Consider the following 18,768-nt stretch of genomic DNA (forward strand, 5'->3'; position numbering starts at 1 on the left):
GCGAGAGGGCTCAGGTCGCCGGTCGGGTATATGGCCCGAAGCGGGCGAAACGGATCGAAAGGCTTCTTAGCGAGCATCCCAGGCTGAACTGTCTTCCAGGAGAATCATCCCGTAGGAGATAGGTCTGTTATGCGATCTTCGGCTGCGATATTCTCGACCGATGAAACTCAGTCAGACCATACGGTTCGCTACAGCCGAGGACGGTACCCGTATCGCCATGGCGTCCTGCGGGCAGGGTCAGGTGATCCTGCGGGCGGCGCATTGGCTGAGCCATGTCGATTACGATCTCGAAAGCCCGGTGTGGCGGCCGTGGCTCCAGGCGCTGTCCGCCAACAACCGGTTTGTGCGCTACGATCCGCGCGGCTGCGGTCTGTCGGACCGGCATGTCTTTGACCTTTCGGTCGAAGCGTGGCACGCAGACCTCGCTGCCGTGGCAGCGTCGATCGAGGAGCCGCGTTTCGTCCTCCTCGGTCTTTCGCAGGGCGGCGCGCTCGCTATCGTGTTTGCCCTCAAGTATCCCGAGCGAGTATCGCATCTGGTGCTTTTGAACGCCTATGGTCAGGGTGCCCGCGCCAGAGCTCAGACCGAAGCGGAGCGGCTGGAAGCTGAGACCCTTGTCAATTTCGTTCGCATCGGCTGGGGACGCGATAATCCGGCGTTTTGCCGGTTCTTCACCAATCTCTTTATCCCCGACGGCACGCCTGAACAGCATCGCTGGTGGGGCGATCTCGAGCGGCAAACGGCAACGGCCGACGTTGCCGCACAACTGCTTTGGCAGATGCAGGGGATCGACGTGCTGGACCTTGCGGCGATGTTGCGCGTCCCGACGTTGATCGCACACTGCCGCGGTGACATGCGCGTGCCGTTTGACCAGGGTTGCAAGCTCGCCGCCGCGATTCCGGGTGCGAGCTTCGTGCCGCTTGAGAGCAAGAACCATGTGCTCTTGCCGGACGAGCCTGCGTGGAATGTGTTTCAAACGGAACTTGCTGCCTTTCTCGGGCAGGATCGGTCGGTGCGGCCGCGTGCGGTCAGTGAGGCCGGTCTGACACCGGCCGAGGCCGCCCTTCTCGACCTCGTCACGGAGGGGCTAGACAACCGCGCGATCGCCGAACGGCTTGGCAAGAGTGCAAAGACCGTGCGAAACCAGCTGTCGGTGATATTCAGCAAACTCGGCGTGCATAGCCGCTCGCAAGCGATCGTCGTCGCGCTCTCCCGATAGTCCCGTTTCGACAGGTGGATAGAACCTCCTCCAATGCCGATGGGACAGGTGTCCCTCGAAGGAGCGGGATTTCTTCGCAGACGCGGGACAACCGCCTCATGTCCGCCGAGACGGCAAGCTTCATCCTTGGCGTCACGGATGGCAGGACGCCGTCCGAGCACCGGGAGGAATTCACATGACGGAAATCAACGAAACAACGCTCAATGAACTCGTGGGCCGCGTCCTTGGCGACCTTGGCGGAGCGGTCAGCGTGCCGCTGGTCCAGATCGGAGATGCTCTCGGGCTGTACAGGACGCTGAAAGAGATCGGGCCGGTGAAGGCCGACGAACTTGCCGATGCCTCGGGATGCGCACCTCGCTATGTACGCGAGTGGCTGGCGGCACAGGCTGCCTCAGGTTATGTGCACCATGAGCGAGGATTGTTCTCGCTGACGCCCGAGCAGGCCTTCGTGTTTGCCGAGCCGGACAGCCCGGTCAATCTGATCGGCGCGTTCGATACCGCTGCTGCGATGGTCGAAAACCAGCCGAAGGTGCAGTCCGCCTTCAAAACCGGCCGAGGCGTTGCCTGGGGCGATCAGGCCGGCTGCATGTTCTGCGCCGTCGCGCGACTGTTCCGCCCAGGTTATGTCAATGCCCTTGTGCAGGACTGGCTGCCGGCGCTCGACGGTGTCATCGACAGGTTGAAAACCGAGGCGAAGGTGGCTGACGTCGGATGTGGGCACGGGCTATCGACGATCCTGATGGCGCAGGCGTTTCCGAATTCCCGGTTCGTGGGCTACGACTTCCATCCAGGCTCGATTGCCGCTGCGTCCGCGCACGCCCAAGCACACGGGTTGACGAACCTGCACTTCGAGGTCGGCCGGGCGCAGGATTTTGACGGCCGGGATTTCGATTTGATCACCTGCTTTGACTGCTTGCACGACATGGGCGACCCGCAAGGCGCTGCGGCTCATATCCGAAAGGCGTTAAAAGAGGGCGGCGTCTGGATGGTGGTCGAACCAATGGCCGGAGATACGCTGGAGGAGAATATCAATCCGGTTGGACGGCTCTACTACTCAGCCTCGACGATGATCTGCGTTCCGACCTCGCTTGCGCAGGAGACAGGGCTGGCACTCGGTGCGCAAGCGGGAGAGCGGCGATTGGCCGAGGTGATCCGCTCAGGCGGTTTCACCCATATCCGGCGTGCAGCCCAGACGCCCCTCAACATGGTTCTCGAGGCCACCTGACAGGTCGCGCCTCCCGTTGGAAATGCCGCGCCGCATTCCCGGCCTCGTCAGGAAGGTCGACGAGTGCGGCGACTGGCTTGCAGGACAACGCCAGCAGGAGCCTGATGAAGGTGGATGCGCTCGCTCCAGGTTAAGAGCATAGCCGAAGGCTTTGCTCTTGGCGGGCTGTGTGGTAGGAGCGGGCCATGACATCATTGATCGATTTCGATTGCCAAAGCTGCGGAGCCTGCTGCTCCTTTTCGCCGACCTGGCCCAGATTTTCCACCGAAACAGACGCTGCTCTCGATTTGCTGCCGGCGCATTTCGTCGCCGCGAACCAGCAAGGAATGCGCTGCGACGGTGCGCGCTGCTCCGCATTGGTCGGTCGCGTCGGTTCAGAGACATCCTGTCAAGTGTACGATCTTCGGCCTGACGTCTGCCGCGCCTGCGTCCCAGGGGACGACGCTTGCTTGACCGCGCGGGCGTTCTTCGGGCTCGGTCAGCCAAGTTTGCCGCCCGGTCACATCGATGCGGAGCCGCCAATCAACTGAGGCGGGTTCCGTCCGGCTCCTCTCTTCGCCTGTCGACTTTACCGCAGCGATTGTCGTCCGAAAGTCCAGCCGAAGGTAAGGCCCGGTGGAGCCATCCGATGTGGACTATCTGCCTAATAGCGCGACAAGCGATACCGGCATTTCGACCGCGAAAAAATCCATTGCCGCGCCGATAATCATCACCCACACGACGATCAGGAAAATGAGCGCTGCAATCCTGATTTCTACAGGCTGCATTATTTGCGCCGTCCCAGCATATGCGTCCCCCCCGAGACAAAACCTTGTTATCCCTCATATGCCTCGTGCAAATTCCCTATGGCGAGGGATGATGCGCAACGGTCGAGAGCGTGGGCGCATGCGGCGCCGAACTCTTCGCTTTCTCGAAACTGATGTCGCTTTGACCGATCAAGTCGCCGGACGTAGCTCTGTCGCTGCGTTCGAGATGATGGCCATCAAGGAAGGAGCGGTAGGCATCTGCGATACCCTCCTTCAGACCTATCCTAGGAGACCAGCCGAGAGTGCGAAGCTTGTCGACGCTCAGGAGTTTACGTGGCGTGCCATCTGGCTTGGTGAGGTCGCGCGTGATCTGGCCTTCGAAACCAACGATCTTGGAGACGAGGTAGGCCAATTCGAGAATGGTAATGTCTTCGCCACAACCGACGTTCACATGACCTTCGGCGGAATAGGTCTTCATGAGATGGAGGCAGGCGTCGGCGCAATCGTCAACATGCAGGAATTCGCGCCGCGGCGTGCCAGTACCCCAGAGGCATATCTCTTGCTGCTGGTTGACCTTGGCCTCATGCGTCTTGCATATGAGCGCCGGCATGACATGGCTTGACCCGAGGTCAAAATTGTCGCCTGGACCGTAAAGATTGGTAGGCATGGCCGAGATGAAATCTCTGCCGTGCTGTTTGCGATAGGCTTGGCAGAGCTTTAATCCGGCAATTTTGGCGATCGCATACCATTCATTCGTGGGCTCAAGCGATCCGGTCAGAAGCGAGTCCTCAACGATCGGCTGATCGGCGAATTTCGGATAGATGCAGGACGAGCCCAGAAACATCAGTTTTTCGACGTGAGCTCTATGGGCGGCGTGGATGACGTTCGCTTGGAGAATCAAGTTGTCGTAAAGGAAGTCGGCCGGATAGGTAGCGTTCGCGAGAATACCGCCGACCCTCGCAGCAGCCAGGAAGACAGCGTCGGGACGATGCTTACTCATCCACGCCTCCACCTGCTCCTGCCGTCTGAGATCGACCTCGGCGCGGGTGGCCGTCAAAATCTCGCAGCCCTCGGAAGCGAGACGTCGCACGATCGCAGAGCCCACCATGCCGCGGTGGCCCGCGACATAGACCCTCTTTCCGGCTAGGCTGTAGATCACCTCAGGCATAGGCAAAACCTTTGGTTGCGCCGACCGACGGAACATTTCGTGCCATGACTTTCAGATCCTCGCGAACCATCTCTGCAACCAGCTGATCAAGACTGGTCTCATGTTTCCAGCCAAGCTTCGTGTGCGCCTTCGTCGGATCGCCGATCAGAAGATCAACTTCAGTCGGACGGAAGTAAGATGGATCGATCTCCACTACACACTGACCGGATGTCTTATCGTATCCCTTTTCCTCAACGCCGTTCCCACGCCAATCAATCGGCATGCCCACCTTGGCAAAGGCCTTGTCGACAAAGGAACGAACCGAGTGCGTTTCGCCGGTCGCAAGGACATAGTCCTCCGGTTCGTCCTGTTGCAGCATCAGCCACATGCCGCGGACATATTCTCGTGCATGTCCCCAGTCGCGCTTGGCGTCCAAGTTGCCGAGATAGAGCCTTTCCTGCAGCCCAAGATGGATCGCCGCCGCCGCCCGGGTGATTTTGCGCGTCACGAATGTTTCGCCGCGGATTGGGCTTTCATGATTGAACAAAATGCCGTTCGAGGCGTGCATGCCATATGCCTCGCGATAATTGACCACAATCCAATAGGCGTAGAGCTTGGCCGCCGCGTAGGGTGATCGGGGGTAGAAAGGTGTCGTTTCGCTCTGCGGGACTTCCTGAACTTTGCCGTAGAGTTCTGAGGTGGACGCTTGATAAAAGCGGGTCTTCTTGGTCAGCCCCAGGAGACGAATTGCTTCAAGTAGCCGAAGGGTGCCGGTTCCATCGGCGTTAGCCGTATATTCCGGCGTCTCGAAAGAGACTTGAACGTGGCTCTGTGCGGCGAGATTATAGATCTCGTCCGGCTGCGTTTCCTGAACGACGCGGATGAGGTTCGTTGAATCGGTCATGTCCCCGTAATGCAGAATAAAGCGAGGATTTTCGACATGGGGATCCTCGTATAGATGCTCGATGCGACTGGTGTTGAAGGACGATGAGCGTCGCTTGAGGCCGTGAACAATATAGCCCTTCTCCAGGAGCAGTTCGGCCAAATACGCACCGTCCTGACCCGTTATACCCGTAATCAGCGCAACTTTATTTTCGTTTTTCACTGCGGTCTCCGTAACTTATTTCGGAATCAGACGGACTGCTGTTCGAGATCATGTGAACTCGTGGTACTTCCTCAGGGAGCTCACAAACAGTTCTGAATCGCTGAAGTTGTACATGGCGTGTTGTTTCGGATTGACGTTATTTATGGCAACGGCAATCTCTGCGTTGCGCGCGGTCTTCAGCTGATGTAGGCAAAACTCTACGGCCCGACGGCTCGTCTTTCCCCATTTTACGACCACTAGCGTTCGTTCTGCTAACGCTGTCAGATGCATCGTATCAGCCGAGGCGAGCACAGGTGCGCTGTCGAAGATGACGATTTGGCCCTGTGAGGCGGCCATCGCGACGATGTCAGCCGCATCAGTCAAACGAACGCGCCGATGGAGACTGGCATTGCCAGCCGGGATGAAGTCGATGCCGCTTGGATGGTGATGGATGATGTCCCGCATTCCGGCCTGTCCACACAGGAATTCGTTCAACCCCTGCTTTAGCTCCGATTTGAAAAACGAGTCGAGATTTCCGAGTCTGAGGTCGCCATCGACAAGCAGCACCGGAATTCCGTTGGCGGCGAGATCGATTGCCAGGGATCTGGCGACAAGCGACTTGCCCTCTCCGCTGTGAGCCGACGTCACGACAATCGTGTTTGGCAGTTTTCCGCCGTTGGATTGTTTGAGCGAAGCCATGACGGAGCGAATTGCTTCGTCAAACATCCCGTCTTGGATGCTCCCGAAGAGCATCGACGGATCTCTCCGGTCTTTCCGTTTCAGGTGCGGGATGAATCCGGCGGGTACGATGCGCGACATTCCGGCCATCTGGTCGAAGCTGCGGACTGAGTTGTCCAACATCTCGACCACGAAAGCGGCCGTCACCGCGATCGATATCGAAGCCAAAAGGGCGCCGATCAAATAGAAAAGCCGCCCGCGTCCCTGCGGCGCCAGCGGCACCGCGGCCGGTGACAAGACTTCCAGTTCCGCGCCCGGCAGCATGGCTTGCGCAGCCAGGCCACGGCGCTGCTCCTCGAGCTTGTCCAGCGCCGTCTGCTCTTTGTCAGCCATGTGCTGGAGTCGGGCCAACTCGGTTTGCGCCAGGGCAGAGCGAGTGCGTTTCTCATGAGCGGCCGCCAATGCCGACCGGATTGCGTCGTCCTCATGATCGAGCGCCGCAAGCTTGGCGCGTATCGATTGGAGATATCGATCGGTCGCAAGGCTGAGATCGGTGCGGGATTTAAGGATCTTGGCGCGCGTGTCGACCACGGCGTCGGCGGTGTTGCCATATGTCTCAAGAAGGCGCTCGAGATCTTGCTCCTGCGCACGAAGCTCGCGTTGCATTGCACCAATGCTGTCGGGAATAACCATATTCTGCAGGACGAGCGAGGGATCATCGGTCGCTTCGAGTGCAGATATCGTTGCTCTCGCTTCAGCGCGGCTTTGTTCGATTTTTGTCCGTCGCTCGCCCAGCTCCATTATCGACTTGATCTGTTCAACCTGATCGTCGTCATTTGAGGCAACGTCGGTAGTTTTCTGGTACACGTCGGCGGCATCGCGTGCTGCCTTGGCGCGCCCCATCTGTTCATCGATGCGCAGCAGAAGCCATTCTTCTGCTGCGTCCACTCGACCGCGCAGACTGTCCTTCCGCTCTTCGAGGTAGATGCTGATGAGCCGGTTCGGGACCGAGGCGGCCAGTTCGGGGTCGCTCGCATCGAAACCGATCTGAATGACGTCACCCTGGCCATCGCGCCAAACGCGGAGGGCTTTGTAGTACTTTGGGATTATCGGCTCGATGCTGTCCCGTATCGGCAAGGACGGTTTTTCGCTGTCGATCCAACCGCGTAGCGTTGATCGGATCTTGTCGATAGGCGAGATTTCTTGCAGCGCCGGATTGAATTCCGGCCATTTATTGAGCCGCAGGTCGCGAATTACCCGCTCTGCGATGCTTCTGGAAAGAAGTCGTTCGGTCTCAGATGTGGCGTCCAGCGGATCGTTGCGGCCGGACTCGTCGGTGCCGAGCTTTGTCGCCAGAGGCGTGTGGATGATCAGCCGGGACTCGGCATGATAAGTCGGCTTCAATCCAGAAATCACGGTTGCGGCAACCGCCATAAGGAGCATGACGATGGCCATTATCATGGTCATCCGTCGCCGGATAAGGCGCAGCCCTGAAGTCAGATCAATTTCGTCCGAACGAGTCTCTACCTGAAGCCGGGGATCGTAGCGCATCGACGAGAGCGAGGGGTTGCGGTCTGGCGGCACAGTCGAAATAGTCATCGTTCACCAACCGTTGTTTGAGGTTGCGCGGAGATAGCGTCGTAGAGTTTGTCCAGCGATCGCATGTAAGCCTTCATGCTGAAATTGTTGAGATAATGAGCACGGGCCTTGGCCGACAGATAGTTGCGGACTTCCGGGTCGGTGACGAGCTTGGCCAGCGCCGCAGCCAGGGCATCCTTGTCTCCGACAGGTACGAAGACGCCGGTTTCACCGTCGGAGATGACTTCGCCATGCGCGCCGACGCGCGTGGTGACGACGGCGAGCCCATGGGCAAGCCCTTCGACCACAGCCATTGCCAAGCCCTCGGCATGCGAAGGTAAGACCAGGATATCCGCCCGTGTACACAAGGCTTGGGCCTCGTCGGCGCCAAGCCAGCCCGGCATTTTCACCAGATCTGAAAGCCCCATGGCGGCAGCCTGGCGCCGGTAGTCTTCCACAGGTCCGTCGCCTGCCAGCACGGCTCGCCACCGGAGCTCTTTCATGATCGGATGACTTAAGGCAAGCAGAAGCTCCTGAACGCCTTTGCGTTCGCTCAGCCGGCCGAGAAATATGATCAACGGCATCTCGCCGACATGAACATTGCGCGGCCCGGGGTCGGGAACACAATTGCCGATGACGATTACGCGGCGCTCTTCCACGCCGAGAAGCGTCGTGAGCGTCATGCGGTCGCGCTGGCCCAGCGCCACGACTTGGTCAGCATGTTGGAACATCCGGCGTACAAGCATTTGTTGACGTGGCGAGCGTGCGGCAAAGTCGGTCGCGTAGTCGTAGTCGTGCAGGTGCAATATGTGAGAGCATCCGAGGAGACGGGCAGCCTCGGTCAGGATCAGTTTTCTTGCGGTGCTGCCGCGACCCGCCACATGAATATGGTGAATGCGTGCCGGAGCAATTATCCGGTCCTTTGCCATCATCAAGATGGCGCCGAGCAGGCGCACAGGCGACGCAACTAAGGACCACCGAGGCCCTCTGGTGTCGGTGACGAGGTGTGTTTCGCCGGCCTCCTTCGCCGTGTTCGATATATAGCCGACGAGCCTGCCAATTCCGCCACCGTTTTCGCAACCACCCGGGACGTAGTGGCGGACGGTTGCTGCTGCGTTCCGAGTCGCTACCCGATTTCCATCCGTGAGCGTGTTCATTAGCATGCCCCGACCACCTTACGATAAACGGCCGCAGCCTGTGCTCCGACCTGTTGAGGCGAATTCGGACCTGTAGCCCACGCGAGCGCGTTGATCCCGAAGCTGCTTCTGAGCTCGCTGTTTTCCGCCAGTGTCCGTATGGCTATCGCCAGCTGTTCCACATCCCCGGGTGGAACCACCATGCCCAGTCCGTTTGGCAGAACGGTGGCTCGCAATTCGCCGACATCCGTCACGATAACCGGTTTGCCAAATGCCGCGGCAAGATTGAGGACGCCGCTTTGAGAGGCTTCCGTATAGGGAAGGACAACGATGTCGGCATCCAGAAAGACCTGGGCGACCTCCATATCCTCGATAAAGCGGTTGCGAATATCATAGCGGCCGGCGTCCCCCATAAGGGGCTGGAAGATCCGCGGATCATCGCCGCGGCCTGCCACTGTGATGCGTAGATTGGGGAGCAGGTCCTTGAGCATCGCCTCGGCACGAATCAGATGCTCCAATCCCTTGTAAGCAAAAATCCGTCCGAAAAGCAGAACGCGCAAAGTTCCATCTGCGCCGCGCCGCGCCATCTGGTGCCGCCGAGCGAGTTCCGCGTAGCGATGAATGGCGGGATGCGACAGGACATGGACACAATCAGGCGATTTTGAATATCGCTCGAGGACCATTTGTTTCAGCCCTTCGCCATGGACGACGACATGACCCGATTGCCGCACCATCAATTGGGGAGCCCAGGCTGGCAGCGTGCGGGTGTCGGAATCGCCGGGATGCACTTCCACGTCATGGACGGTGGTCACGATCGGGATCGGGCGCCAGAACGGCGCGGCAAAGTTCAACCAGAGCGTCGAGTTGCTCAGAAGGTGAATGACGTTCGGCCGCTCCTGCCGGATAAGACGTGTGAGTTGGTGCAGGAACCAGGGATTGGAGAGCGAGCGGTGCCTTGGCCAGTCCATGAGGTGCAGATCGACAGCTGGATCGATCCATGAAGCAAGGTGTGCGTAGCGCCGGCGCGGAACCGCTAGGACGACGTGCGCATGTCGCGCAACGCCGCTAGCGAAGGAGATGGTGTAGTCCTCCAGTTCGGAAACCAGCAGCAACGCCTTCATCGTGCCGACTCCGACACGCCGACATCCTGACCAAGTCGAGGCAAGTCGTAGGCTGTGCGCAATGCATCACGCGTCCGCCTCAACAAGTTTGGTTCTCCGGCGAAAAAGAGCCCTTCCACAGCAAGGCTGAACCGGGTGCGTGTATCGGCGCCCTGCAGCTTGGCTGAGGCCACCCGGTACGGATAGTGATCAGTCAGACGCAGCCTTCCCGCCAGATCGTGCGCGGAAAGAAACCGGTTCGTCGCTTCAACGGTAGCCTGCCAATGGGCCATCCGCTTTCGCAGCATGGCGGCGTCATCGACTGGCCGATACCAATTATTGTTGTGAATCCGATAGAACCCGAGTGGATCCGACAAGGCGACAACGCTCCCCAGAAATGGATAGATGCCTGTGAGCCAGGCATCGGCAGACATGCGGAACTGCTCGGGAATATCCCCTGCAGCATCCCATGCGCTACGTCTTACAGCGACGGCTGATGTCATCGGGAAGGGCCACCAACCAGCCGATCTGGCGAGCCGTGGCGGCAAATTTCCTGAACACAGGGTCCGAGGGATTGGCTTGAAGGCTGGTGAGCCATCGGTCTGCGTTGGCTGAAGTCGGTGATAAACAAGCGATGCCTGAGGATTGGAGTGGAAAGCAGCGGCTGTTGCCGCCAGCTTGCCTGGCGCCCACCAGTCATCGGCATCGAGAAAACAGAGGATGTCGCCACTGCTTAACTTCACAGCAGCATTTATGGCGGCGGCCTGTCCCTGGTTCTCCTGGAAGAGCACCTTCATCCGCTTGTCATAGCCGTCGAGAACAGCGCGCGACTGGTCGCTCGAGCCGTCGTCGACGACGATTATCTCGAAATTGGACGCCTGTTGGCTCAAGGCGCTGTCAATTGCCCGGGCAACGAAGCGACCGTAGTTGTAGTTATTGATAAGGACGCTGATTGTAGGCCGCTCCATGACACCCCTCAAGCGCGTCGCTGGGCGACACGTCGGTGCGCCGGAGTTGCGAACGCTCGCGCGTTTGGCAGCGCGAATTGATGGAAGGAGTTCTGCTCGATCAGGATTTCGCCTTGAGCCGGTAGGGTCACCGCCGACAACGCCGCAACGCGTGACACTCCCTTTATAAAACGTACAAAACCAGGACCATGACGCAGAACCATTGCAATCCCAACCCTTCTAAGCGTCACCTGCCAACAGCCGGCTGCGCCAGAATTATTGCCTCACTTCACCGGAAACCGCGGCTCAGCGCGACGTGCTTCGCGGTATGTTTTCATCGTCAAGCTACCGGTGATTGGTCACGGGTGACATCTCCTCTTATGGGCAATGTCGTAGGCCCCAGCACCAACTTTTGGGGGAGGGGTAGACCGTAAGCTTAATCCAAACCACGTCCTTGGATGGTGGGTATGGACGTTAGGCTTAGCCCCGCCTTCGTTTGCGTTGGTTGACCGGGGATGTGGCGGGATGATTGTTCGTTGGTAAGCAGCGCAGCTATGAAAGGGGACCCATGTCTTTCCAAATTGCCGCGATCAACAGCCTCTCATCTGTCCAAGCAAGTCGGGACGGGTAATGAGAGCGTATGCGCTTAGAATAGCGAATGGGCCGACTGTCAGTTGGCGGGCAATAGAGTGCTGGGGGGCCGGCCTATGCCTTTTTCTTCAGACAGGTGCGCTTTTCCCGCTCATGCTGGCGGATGCCGACGGAGGCCTTAGCGATCATGCCAGGTCTATATTGCGTCTGCTTTGTCTACCCGTATACGGGTTTACATTGCTGATGCTGGCACGAAATTTTCCGCAATTCATCATAGCGCTCAAGCGAAATTGGCTTGTCCCGCTGATGGTCGCCATGCCCTTCGTGTCTGTCTTCTGGTCGGTTGGCCCGTCGACGACTTTCAGGCGTGCCATCGGCCTGCTCTTCACCGTACTTCTCGCTTATGTGTTAGCGATACGCTTTACACCGAGGCAGTTGCTTCTCATTGCATTTGCGACCTTCGGAACATGTATCGTCCTCAGCCTGTTGCTTCTTGTGGTGTCGCCGGGGCTCGCTCGCATGCCCACGGACAGCGCGGTGCGCGGCATATTCATCCACAAGAACAGCCTTGGTTGGTACGCCGGCATGATGATACTGGTGTCGACCGCCGTCGTAATGGACGGCAACCGAGGTTTGCGGCGAACCCCTTTGATCTTGCTGATGGCGGGCGGGGCTTGTCTCTTCCTTTCCGGATCGATGACCGCGACAATTGCGACAGTATCGGCATATTGCCTTATCGGGTTCTACTCCGTGTTGCAGCGAATCCGTGGCATCGGTCGCATCGTCTTCATCCTGTTTTTTGTTCAAATGTTCGTCGGGATCCTCCTTTTGCTTCACGAATTCCTGGTCCCATTTCTTGAGGCGCTGGGCAAGGATGCCACTTTGACGGGCCGAGTGCCCTTGTGGGAGCTGGTCGATGGTCAGATCGCCGATCATTTGCTGCTCGGCTTCGGCTATCAAGCGTTTTGGACAGAAGCGAATCCCGAAGCCTGGATTATCTGGTCAAAGATCCAATGGATGGCTCCCCACGCCCATAATGGATTCCGCGATACGCTGCTGAGCTTCGGAATAAGCGGAATGACTTTGTTCGCTCTGATGCTTCTGCAGGCACTCCGCCAAGGGGCGGCCCTCCAATGCGGGGACCCGCGTTATGGCTGGCTGTGGCTGAACGTCTTCACGGTTGTGGTTTTGGTGATGAACCTGACCGAGACGATCTTCCTGATCCAGAATGACGCGATTTTCATTCTGTTCACAACAGCCATCATCATGTTCTCTTTATACAAGCCTGTTGTTGTTTCGACGTCCCCCGGCCGGCAACTGCGAACACCGGCCCGCAGCAGAACGGCGGAGCTGCAAATCTCATGAGGCTGCGCTTCGCACCGATCTTGAGTATTTTGCTTGCGATGCTCTTTCCGCAGCCGAGCAAGCTGGCCTCGGTGAGCCCGGACGCAGATGCGCCCGACCGGCTGCAGACGGCGGTCAGGGAGGCAACCTGCGCGGAAGCTTCGCCGGCGACCTTTTCGGACAAGCTGAAGGGGACTTCACTGAGCAACATATTGACCGGAGCATCCGCCGCCCGGGCAGTATTCTATGTCTCTCCCGATGGCAAAGACACCTGGAGCGGGCACCTTCCTAAAGCAAATTCTCGGCGTACAGACGGTCCTTTTGCCAGTATTGAAAGAGCGCGGGATGCTGCGCGCCAGAAGGGCGGCCAGAATACGATCGCAATGGGCAATGGGGATTACTATCTCGCTGAACCGATAGTCTTCGATGCTCGCGATGCGGGCCTGATCATCGCGGCGAGATGCAACGAGGCGCCGGTTCTGCACGGCGGCCCGATTGTGCGCGATTGGACGGCGCAGGCCGATGGTCGTTGGAAGGCGTCACTGAAGCTGCCTGCGGGCCGGGATGTGGGCGATCTTTTCGTCAGCGGCGCGCGCCAGACGCAGGCTCGCTTTCCCAACGCTCCACTCGATGGAGACCCGCGCAAAGGGTGGCTTTTCGCGGCCAAGTGCACGCAGGACGACGACTTATGGCATGGTAACACGCGCTTTTGCTTCCATGCCGGCGATCTTCCGATCTCAAAAAATGCAGCAGGCCTTGTCGCCCACATCGTCGGTGGTTTTCACCCCGGCAGCCAGTGGGGCAGTGACACCCTCCCAGTGGTTTCAATCGACACCGCGAACCGGGCGATAAATACCCAAGGCACCGGCTACTTCTTCACCGCAGAAGGCAGCCGCTATTTTCTGACCGGTGCGGCGGCGCTGCTCGATGCGCCCGCGGAGTGGTGGTACGACCGCACCAAAGGTCAACTCGATTATATCCCGACCGATGGACTACCAACCAGTTCTACGGCTGTGGCCGGCATCCTGCCGACCTTCTTCAGGCTGGATGGAGCCGACGGGATGGTTGTATCGGGGCTCCAGTTTCGGGATGGGGATCCGCGGGGCAGCGGCAAGTTCGGTACCGACACCAGAAGCTTTGGGGCCATACGGCTCGACCACTCGGACGGTGTTCGGCTACTCGGCAACTCCATCGACAATGTCGGCGTCGGTATCCATGTTTCCGAGAGCAGAGATGTCTTGATTGCCGGCAACGTGATTGGAGATGTGGCTGGCAACGGGATTTACGTTGGCACGACCTATGGCAGCTTCGGCAAATCCGACGGTGCCAGAATCCTGTCGAACCATATTCATGACATCGGAAGGGTCTACTTTGAAACCGCGGGGATATGGTTCCAGGCGGCCGACAGTATCAGGATCGCTCATAACTTGGTCGAAAATACTGCGCAGTTCGGTATCGCCGGCGGCTCACTGTGGGGAGCACAAGACGCAGTCCACGACGCGGTCATCGAACATAACGAAATCCGCAATGCCAATCAGCAGACGGCAGATGGCGGTGCCATCAAGCTGATGGGCGAGCAGGCAGACCTCCTGAACAGCAGCATCCGCTACAATCTGGTCATCGGGACAGGTCAACTTATGAACAGGGTCGATGGGACGTTTTGGCCTTTCGGATATGAAAATATCAATGAATGGCCGACGCCTATCAGTTGGGCGATCTACACCGATGGCAAGGCCAGTGGTGTGCGCATCGAAGGAAATACGCTCTCGGACAATATATCGGCGATCGGCATCAACGGCGGCTGGAGCAACTTGGTGACGGGAAACGTCATCACGAACGGATCGGGCGCGGCTTTTCGCGTTGATGACGGTACGGGCAGGGGTTGGCGTCCGCCATGGGCACGTCCTAATCGTATCGAGGGCAATATCGTGTCGATCGACAGTAGCAACGGGCTTGCAGCTTATGTCTACGCTCCTGACCATGGGCCTGGATACGTGCAGTTCGCGCATAACCGCTACACCGGCAATTTGAACGACAAGAGCTTCCGAATACATCCGAGGATCATGCCTTCGGGAGAATTTGGCAGTTTACAGGATCTTCAGAAGGCTGGGGCGGACACCGAAAGCGTAGTCGCGCCGTCCGAGTAACAAAAGGGCGAGCCGTGTTCCTGCGGCGTTCCGGTGGTCACTGGCGAGATCTGCCGGAGCGGCTTGGCGACTATCGCTCGGTGAAGCGGCGCTATTACCGCTGGATCGAGATGAGGAATTTCGCCCAGCCCCAGACGACATTCGCCGTCGGCGAGCCGAGCTTTGCCTCTTGCCAGAATGGGGATGCGGAACGGCCTGCCGCTGACGCCGTTGACGAAATGTGGGATGCCGTTAGTCAAAAATGCCGCGGCGCTAATGGGCGATATAGGCGATCCGGGGCAATGGCTCCTCCGTTGCGGCACGAGCGTCAACGGAGAATGTGGCTGGGATTTTCGTGCCGGCACGAAGAGGAGACGGGACCGCCCGTGACGATGCAGGCCCGCCCCCGGAAGGGGACGGGCCTACCGGCTCAGACAAGCAGGAAATCGTTGAAGTGAAGTGCTGCGGAATTGTCGAGATCGGCGACGTGGATCGCCGCGCCCGCTGCGCTTCCATCGGCATCATAGGATAGAATGCCGCTGGCCTTATCGTAGATCAGCTTATCATCCGCCTCGAGCGCTTTTGTTCCGAGAACGAAATTCTCATTCGAAAATCCGGATAGGCTGAGCGCGGCGAAAATCGAATGATCGAGCATCAGCTTGTCGCCCGCCGCGGAGGAAAAATCCCGGATATGGTCGACGCTGATATTGTCGGGCTTCACATTGAAGACGAAGGTATCGCCGCCGCCGCCGCCGGTCAGAATGTCCGCGCCGGCTTTCCCAACCAGCTTGTCGTTGCCGAGTCCGCCGTTCAGCTTGTCCGCGCCGGCCCCGCCATCGAGAACGTTGCTGCCGCTATTGCCGGTCAGCACGTCGTTGTAGCTGGAGCCAGTCAAGTTTTCGATGCTGACGAACTTGTCGCCGGCGGCATGGCCGCCGGTTGCGGCCCCAGTCGCCAAGTTGACGTTGACCGCGCCGGAGCCCGCATAGCCGGCCGTGTCGTTGTCGGCGCCACCATTGATGACGTCCCCGCCGGCGCCGCCGCTGAGCTTGTCCGCGCCAGCCCCGCCATTGAGAACGTTGCTGCCACCATTGCCGCCGGTCAGCACGTCGTTGTAGCTGGAGCCAGTCAAGTTTTCGACGCTGGCGATCTTGTCACCGGTGGCCTGCCCGCCCGATGCGGCCTTGGTCGCCAAATTGACGCTGACCGCGCCGGAGCCCGCATAGCTGGCCGTGTCGTTGCCAGTGCCGCCGTCGAGCACGTCGGCGCCGGCGCCGCCCTTCAACACGTCACTACCGCCGAGACCCTTGAAGGTTTCGTTGCCGCCGTTGGACTGACCTGTGTGTGGCAGGATGTCGTTGCCGTTGGTGCCGATGATTTCCTTCGTCGGCGCGGTTGGCGTTCCCGGTTGCGTCGGCGTGGTTGGAGTCGTCGGCGTGGTTGGCGTCGTCGGCGTCGTCGGCGTGGTTGGCGTTCCCGGTGCCGCGCTGGAGCCCGATTCGTAGGCACCCATATCGACAGTTCCAACGACGCGAGCGTGGCCGTCCAGATCGACCGAGCCGACGCCGTACTTGGCGGTTCCGCCGTCGATCGCCGCCGAGCCGGAGCCGAGGTGGAAGTTGTCGCTCGATGCCCCCGCGAATTTCGGGTCGACGCCGAGCTTGTTGCCGTTCGCCGCGCTCGGCATCGCGTTGCCGCCGTCGGTCTTGACCGATGCCTGGCCGGCCGTGCCGTTGTAGGTGATGTTGTTGGCCCAGACGACGTTAGTGTTCTTGTAGCTGTCGGTCGACGTGTTATCGATCGCGGTGTTGTTCTTGTTCACCGATGGGTCCGCTACGGCGATATTGTTGGCCCAGATGTTGTTGCTCGACGCCGAGTTGCTGAGCTCACCGCGCCAGGTGCCGCTGTTCGCCGGGTCCTGATTGTTGTGGTATGCGGTGTTGTTTTTCACCGTGACGGAGTCGCTCCAGGTAACCTGGATGCCTTTGCCGCCGTTCTCGTAGACGAGGTTATTGTCGACCAGGGTCTTGAACGTGTAGTTCGGATGACCGCTCGTCTGCGTGCTCTGGAAATCGTCGATGATGATGCCGTTGCCGTCGGTGTGCTCACCCGACTTGGTGACGTTATCGTGCGAGATGTTGTCCCGCACGATCGTCCGGTAGCCGTCGGTCGAGGTATCGCCGGTGATGTTCCGGTTCTGGTAGATCGAGATGCCCGAGAACCAGCCCGACGACGCGTTGTTGTAGGTCTCGTTCCCTTCGATGCGAATGAAGTCCGACTGGTTGAACTGGATGCCGGACTCTCCGCTGCCGTGGACCTTGTTGTTGAGGATCTGGACGTGGTGGACATTGTTCGCCTCGATGCCGTCGCCTTTGGCGCCGCCGATGTCAAAGCCGTCGATTGTCACGTAGTTGGCGTTGACACTGATCGCGTTCCACGAGCCCGCGGGCGGCCGGATCAGCGCCCCGCCGGGCACTTCCGAGCGCAGCGTGATGTCGGCTGCCGCCGAGCCGTCCTTGTCGATGTTAATAGCCTCGTTGTAGGTCCCCGCCTTCACCACGACCTCGTCGCCGGGTCTAAGGTTCGCCGACATCGCCTCGCTGATCGTGCGGAAGGGAGAGGAGGTACTGCCGTTACCGCCGTTGCTGCCAGTCGTCGCTACGTAGTATGTTGTCATGGTCTTGTTCCTCAACCCCTGCCCGTTAATATTCGTGGTTAATCCAGCGCTACGGCGGCAGGTTATAGGGCGACATTTTTGAGGGCGCAACAGCAACGCAACAGTAAGTGCTTGAGAAGCATAGCCTTATTGCTGCCACAATATCCGAATCGATCCAAAGTTACGTTTTGAAATATTTGGTGAATTTGGAGTCGCCAAAAATGTGGCAGTATTAATATCTCGCTTACCGCGAGTTATTCTTTCTGCAACCAGAGCGACATGCGTGCATTGAAAACTTTAGAAAAACCTGATGGGCGTGGCTGGATTGCTCCCGCCAAATGCGGAATCGCCATTTTTTTCTGAATTTGGCAATTTTGGGCGGCCTCGCCTTAACAATTGGTGCTGATTGAATGGTAATGGCAGGTCGACCATATCGATTCGACCAAACCCATTTCGCAGCATTTCCAGCGCCACCGCTTTCCCGCCGAGATCATCGCGCATGCGGTGTGACTATACTTTCGGTTTCTGCTGAGCCTGCGTCATGTCGACAATCTGCTTGTCGAGTGAGGCAGGCTTCCCGATAAGAATGGGTCAATTCGTTGGGCGGACCAAAGGTCATGAAAAGCGCAACGCGGTCAGGCGTCCCGGCCATCCGTCGAAGGGCCGATGGTGCCACGGTGAAAGCCCTTTGCGAGTCAACGCGAAGTCGCGGCCCGCTCCGCTCACAGAACTTGCGCAGGTTTCTGTCAACGAATGTCGGCATTTGCCCGGCATGTCCGATGCATACATCGAAAATGATGGCATCACTTGCCCGTATGCCCAAGCCCTTCTCCGGCATGCTCTTTACCAGGCCTTTGAGATGAGATCTTGGACGAACCTTCAATGTCGCTGGCGAGTTTTCGTCCTGATCCTGCATGTAGAACGCGATCTTGTAGACTTTGAAGCTCCGATTTCAGGTACTGTGTGACAATCAGTCGTAAGCTTTCCACCTGATCGGCGGTCAGCAGGTCCCTGATGACGGTATAGCCTTCAGAACTCAAATCTTTCTGCAGCCGGTTGGTTCTGTCGTCCAGCTCTGACTGCTCGCCAGCCGAGGCCGTCATCCCGCCTGTTGGGATCCGCATATCTCTCTCCCGGCTTATGCGCACTCAGCCCCCGGCTTTACCTGCGCGATAGCGCTTTGCGACGGTC

14 protein-coding genes and 1 pseudogene are annotated in these 18,768 nt (G+C 58.8%); 6 read left to right on the forward strand and 9 right to left on the reverse strand.

Annotation, left to right across the window (positions count from 1 at the left end):
* Positions 1 to 160 precede the first annotated feature (160 nt).
* The 3 genes from GFM02_RS26630 to GFM02_RS26640 all read left to right on the forward strand — a co-directional run bounded on the left by GFM02_RS26630 (position 161) and on the right by GFM02_RS26640 (position 2,974).
* Entirely contained in the window at positions 161 to 1,219 is a 1,059-nt protein-coding gene (locus tag GFM02_RS26630) for an alpha/beta fold hydrolase (protein WP_168323277.1), read from the forward strand.
* Positions 1,220 to 1,394: 175 nt separating this feature from the next.
* Entirely contained in the window at positions 1,395 to 2,444 is a 1,050-nt protein-coding gene (locus GFM02_RS26635) for a class I SAM-dependent methyltransferase (RefSeq protein ID WP_168323278.1), read from the forward strand.
* Positions 2,445 to 2,629: 185 nt separating this feature from the next.
* Positions 2,630 to 2,974, forward strand: a complete 345-nt coding sequence (locus GFM02_RS26640; RefSeq protein ID WP_003552288.1) for a YkgJ family cysteine cluster protein — start codon at positions 2,630 to 2,632, stop codon at positions 2,972 to 2,974.
* A gap of 313 nt (positions 2,975 to 3,287) precedes the next feature.
* On the opposite strand, the gene fcl is transcribed toward GFM02_RS26640, so the two are convergent.
* The 6 genes from fcl to GFM02_RS26670 are packed head-to-tail and all read right to left on the reverse strand — an operon-like array spanning position 3,288 to position 10,881.
* Positions 3,288 to 4,358, reverse strand: a complete 1,071-nt coding sequence (gene fcl, locus GFM02_RS26645; protein WP_168323279.1) for a GDP-L-fucose synthase — start codon at positions 4,356 to 4,358, stop codon at positions 3,288 to 3,290.
* A complete protein-coding gene (gene gmd / locus GFM02_RS26650; RefSeq protein WP_020047541.1) occupies positions 4,351 to 5,442 on the reverse strand; it encodes a GDP-mannose 4,6-dehydratase in 1,092 nt (363 codons plus the stop codon). Before gmd ends, fcl begins: the two co-directional genes overlap by 8 nt.
* Before the next feature lie 48 nt (positions 5,443 to 5,490).
* Complete coding sequence (locus tag GFM02_RS26655; protein WP_168271176.1) at positions 5,491 to 7,698, reverse strand: GumC family protein; 2,208 nt, start codon at positions 7,696 to 7,698, stop codon at positions 5,491 to 5,493.
* Positions 7,695 to 8,840, reverse strand: a complete 1,146-nt coding sequence (locus GFM02_RS26660) for a glycosyltransferase family 4 protein (protein WP_168323280.1) — start codon at positions 8,838 to 8,840, stop codon at positions 7,695 to 7,697. The genes GFM02_RS26655 and GFM02_RS26660 overlap by 4 nt, the downstream gene beginning before the upstream one ends.
* Positions 8,834 to 9,934 carry a glycosyltransferase family 4 protein gene (locus GFM02_RS26665; protein WP_168323281.1) on the reverse strand — a complete coding sequence of 367 codons (1,101 nt, stop codon included), beginning with the start codon at positions 9,932 to 9,934 and terminating at the stop codon, positions 8,834 to 8,836. Before GFM02_RS26665 ends, GFM02_RS26660 begins: the two co-directional genes overlap by 7 nt.
* A complete protein-coding gene (locus GFM02_RS26670) occupies positions 9,931 to 10,881 on the reverse strand; it encodes a glycosyltransferase family 2 protein (protein ID WP_168323282.1) in 951 nt (316 codons plus the stop codon). Before GFM02_RS26670 ends, GFM02_RS26665 begins: the two co-directional genes overlap by 4 nt.
* Before the next feature lie 609 nt (positions 10,882 to 11,490).
* Between GFM02_RS26670 and GFM02_RS26675 the strand changes: the two genes are divergently transcribed.
* The 3 genes and pseudogenes from GFM02_RS26675 to GFM02_RS26685 form a co-directional block, all read left to right on the forward strand.
* Positions 11,491 to 12,816, forward strand: coding sequence for an O-antigen ligase family protein (locus GFM02_RS26675; RefSeq protein ID WP_168323283.1), 1,326 nt, complete (start codon positions 11,491 to 11,493; stop codon positions 12,814 to 12,816).
* Entirely contained in the window at positions 12,813 to 14,942 is a 2,130-nt protein-coding gene (locus GFM02_RS26680) for a right-handed parallel beta-helix repeat-containing protein (protein ID WP_168323284.1), read from the forward strand. Before GFM02_RS26675 ends, GFM02_RS26680 begins: the two co-directional genes overlap by 4 nt.
* Before the next feature lie 23 nt (positions 14,943 to 14,965).
* Positions 14,966 to 15,055, forward strand: a pseudogene (locus GFM02_RS26685) (IS5/IS1182 family transposase); the annotation flags it as partial.
* 296 nt (positions 15,056 to 15,351) lie between these two features.
* On the opposite strand, the gene GFM02_RS26690 reads toward GFM02_RS26685, so the two are convergent.
* The 3 genes from GFM02_RS26690 to GFM02_RS35240 form a co-directional block, all read right to left on the reverse strand.
* Positions 15,352 to 17,598, reverse strand: a complete 2,247-nt coding sequence (locus tag GFM02_RS26690) for a choice-of-anchor Q domain-containing protein (protein WP_168323285.1) — start codon at positions 17,596 to 17,598, stop codon at positions 15,352 to 15,354.
* A gap of 276 nt (positions 17,599 to 17,874) precedes the next feature.
* The gene (locus GFM02_RS26695; RefSeq protein ID WP_168323286.1) at positions 17,875 to 18,078 is read right to left on the reverse strand and encodes a hypothetical protein; all 204 of its coding nucleotides are present in this window, start codon (positions 18,076 to 18,078) and stop codon (positions 17,875 to 17,877) included.
* A gap of 302 nt (positions 18,079 to 18,380) precedes the next feature.
* Complete coding sequence (locus GFM02_RS35240; RefSeq protein ID WP_246792396.1) at positions 18,381 to 18,701, reverse strand: hypothetical protein; 321 nt, start codon at positions 18,699 to 18,701, stop codon at positions 18,381 to 18,383.
* Between the last annotated feature and the right edge of the window lie 67 nt (positions 18,702 to 18,768).

Source organism: Rhizobium leguminosarum bv. viciae (genome assembly GCF_012276115.1).
Taxonomy (GTDB): Bacteria; Pseudomonadota; Alphaproteobacteria; order Rhizobiales; family Rhizobiaceae; genus Rhizobium; species Rhizobium leguminosarum_T.

Excerpts from the sequence above, each read along its gene's own strand:
- GFM02_RS26630 (WP_168323277.1), top strand. The coding sequence starts at position 161 with ATGAAACTCAGTCAGACCATACGGTTCGCTACAGCCGAGGACGGTACC.
- GFM02_RS26635 (WP_168323278.1), top strand. The coding sequence starts at position 1,395 with ATGACGGAAATCAACGAAACAACGCTCAATGAACTCGTGGGCCGCGTC.
- GFM02_RS26640 (WP_003552288.1), top strand. The coding sequence starts at position 2,630 with ATGACATCATTGATCGATTTCGATTGCCAAAGCTGCGGAGCCTGCTGC.
- fcl (WP_168323279.1), bottom strand. The coding sequence starts at position 4,358 with ATGCCTGAGGTGATCTACAGCCTAGCCGGAAAGAGGGTCTATGTCGCG.
- GFM02_RS26655 (WP_168271176.1), bottom strand. The coding sequence starts at position 7,698 with ATGACTATTTCGACTGTGCCGCCAGACCGCAACCCCTCGCTCTCGTCG.
- GFM02_RS26660 (WP_168323280.1), bottom strand. The coding sequence starts at position 8,840 with ATGCTAATGAACACGCTCACGGATGGAAATCGGGTAGCGACTCGGAAC.
- GFM02_RS26665 (WP_168323281.1), bottom strand. The coding sequence starts at position 9,934 with ATGAAGGCGTTGCTGCTGGTTTCCGAACTGGAGGACTACACCATCTCC.
- GFM02_RS26670 (WP_168323282.1), bottom strand. The coding sequence starts at position 10,881 with ATGGAGCGGCCTACAATCAGCGTCCTTATCAATAACTACAACTACGGT.
- GFM02_RS26675 (WP_168323283.1), top strand. The coding sequence starts at position 11,491 with ATGAGAGCGTATGCGCTTAGAATAGCGAATGGGCCGACTGTCAGTTGG.
- GFM02_RS26680 (WP_168323284.1), top strand. The coding sequence starts at position 12,813 with ATGAGGCTGCGCTTCGCACCGATCTTGAGTATTTTGCTTGCGATGCTC.
- GFM02_RS26690 (WP_168323285.1), bottom strand. The coding sequence starts at position 17,598 with ATGACAACATACTACGTAGCGACGACTGGCAGCAACGGCGGTAACGGC.
- GFM02_RS26695 (WP_168323286.1), bottom strand. The coding sequence starts at position 18,078 with ATGCGCGATGATCTCGGCGGGAAAGCGGTGGCGCTGGAAATGCTGCGA.
- GFM02_RS35240 (WP_246792396.1), bottom strand. The coding sequence starts at position 18,701 with ATGCGGATCCCAACAGGCGGGATGACGGCCTCGGCTGGCGAGCAGTCA.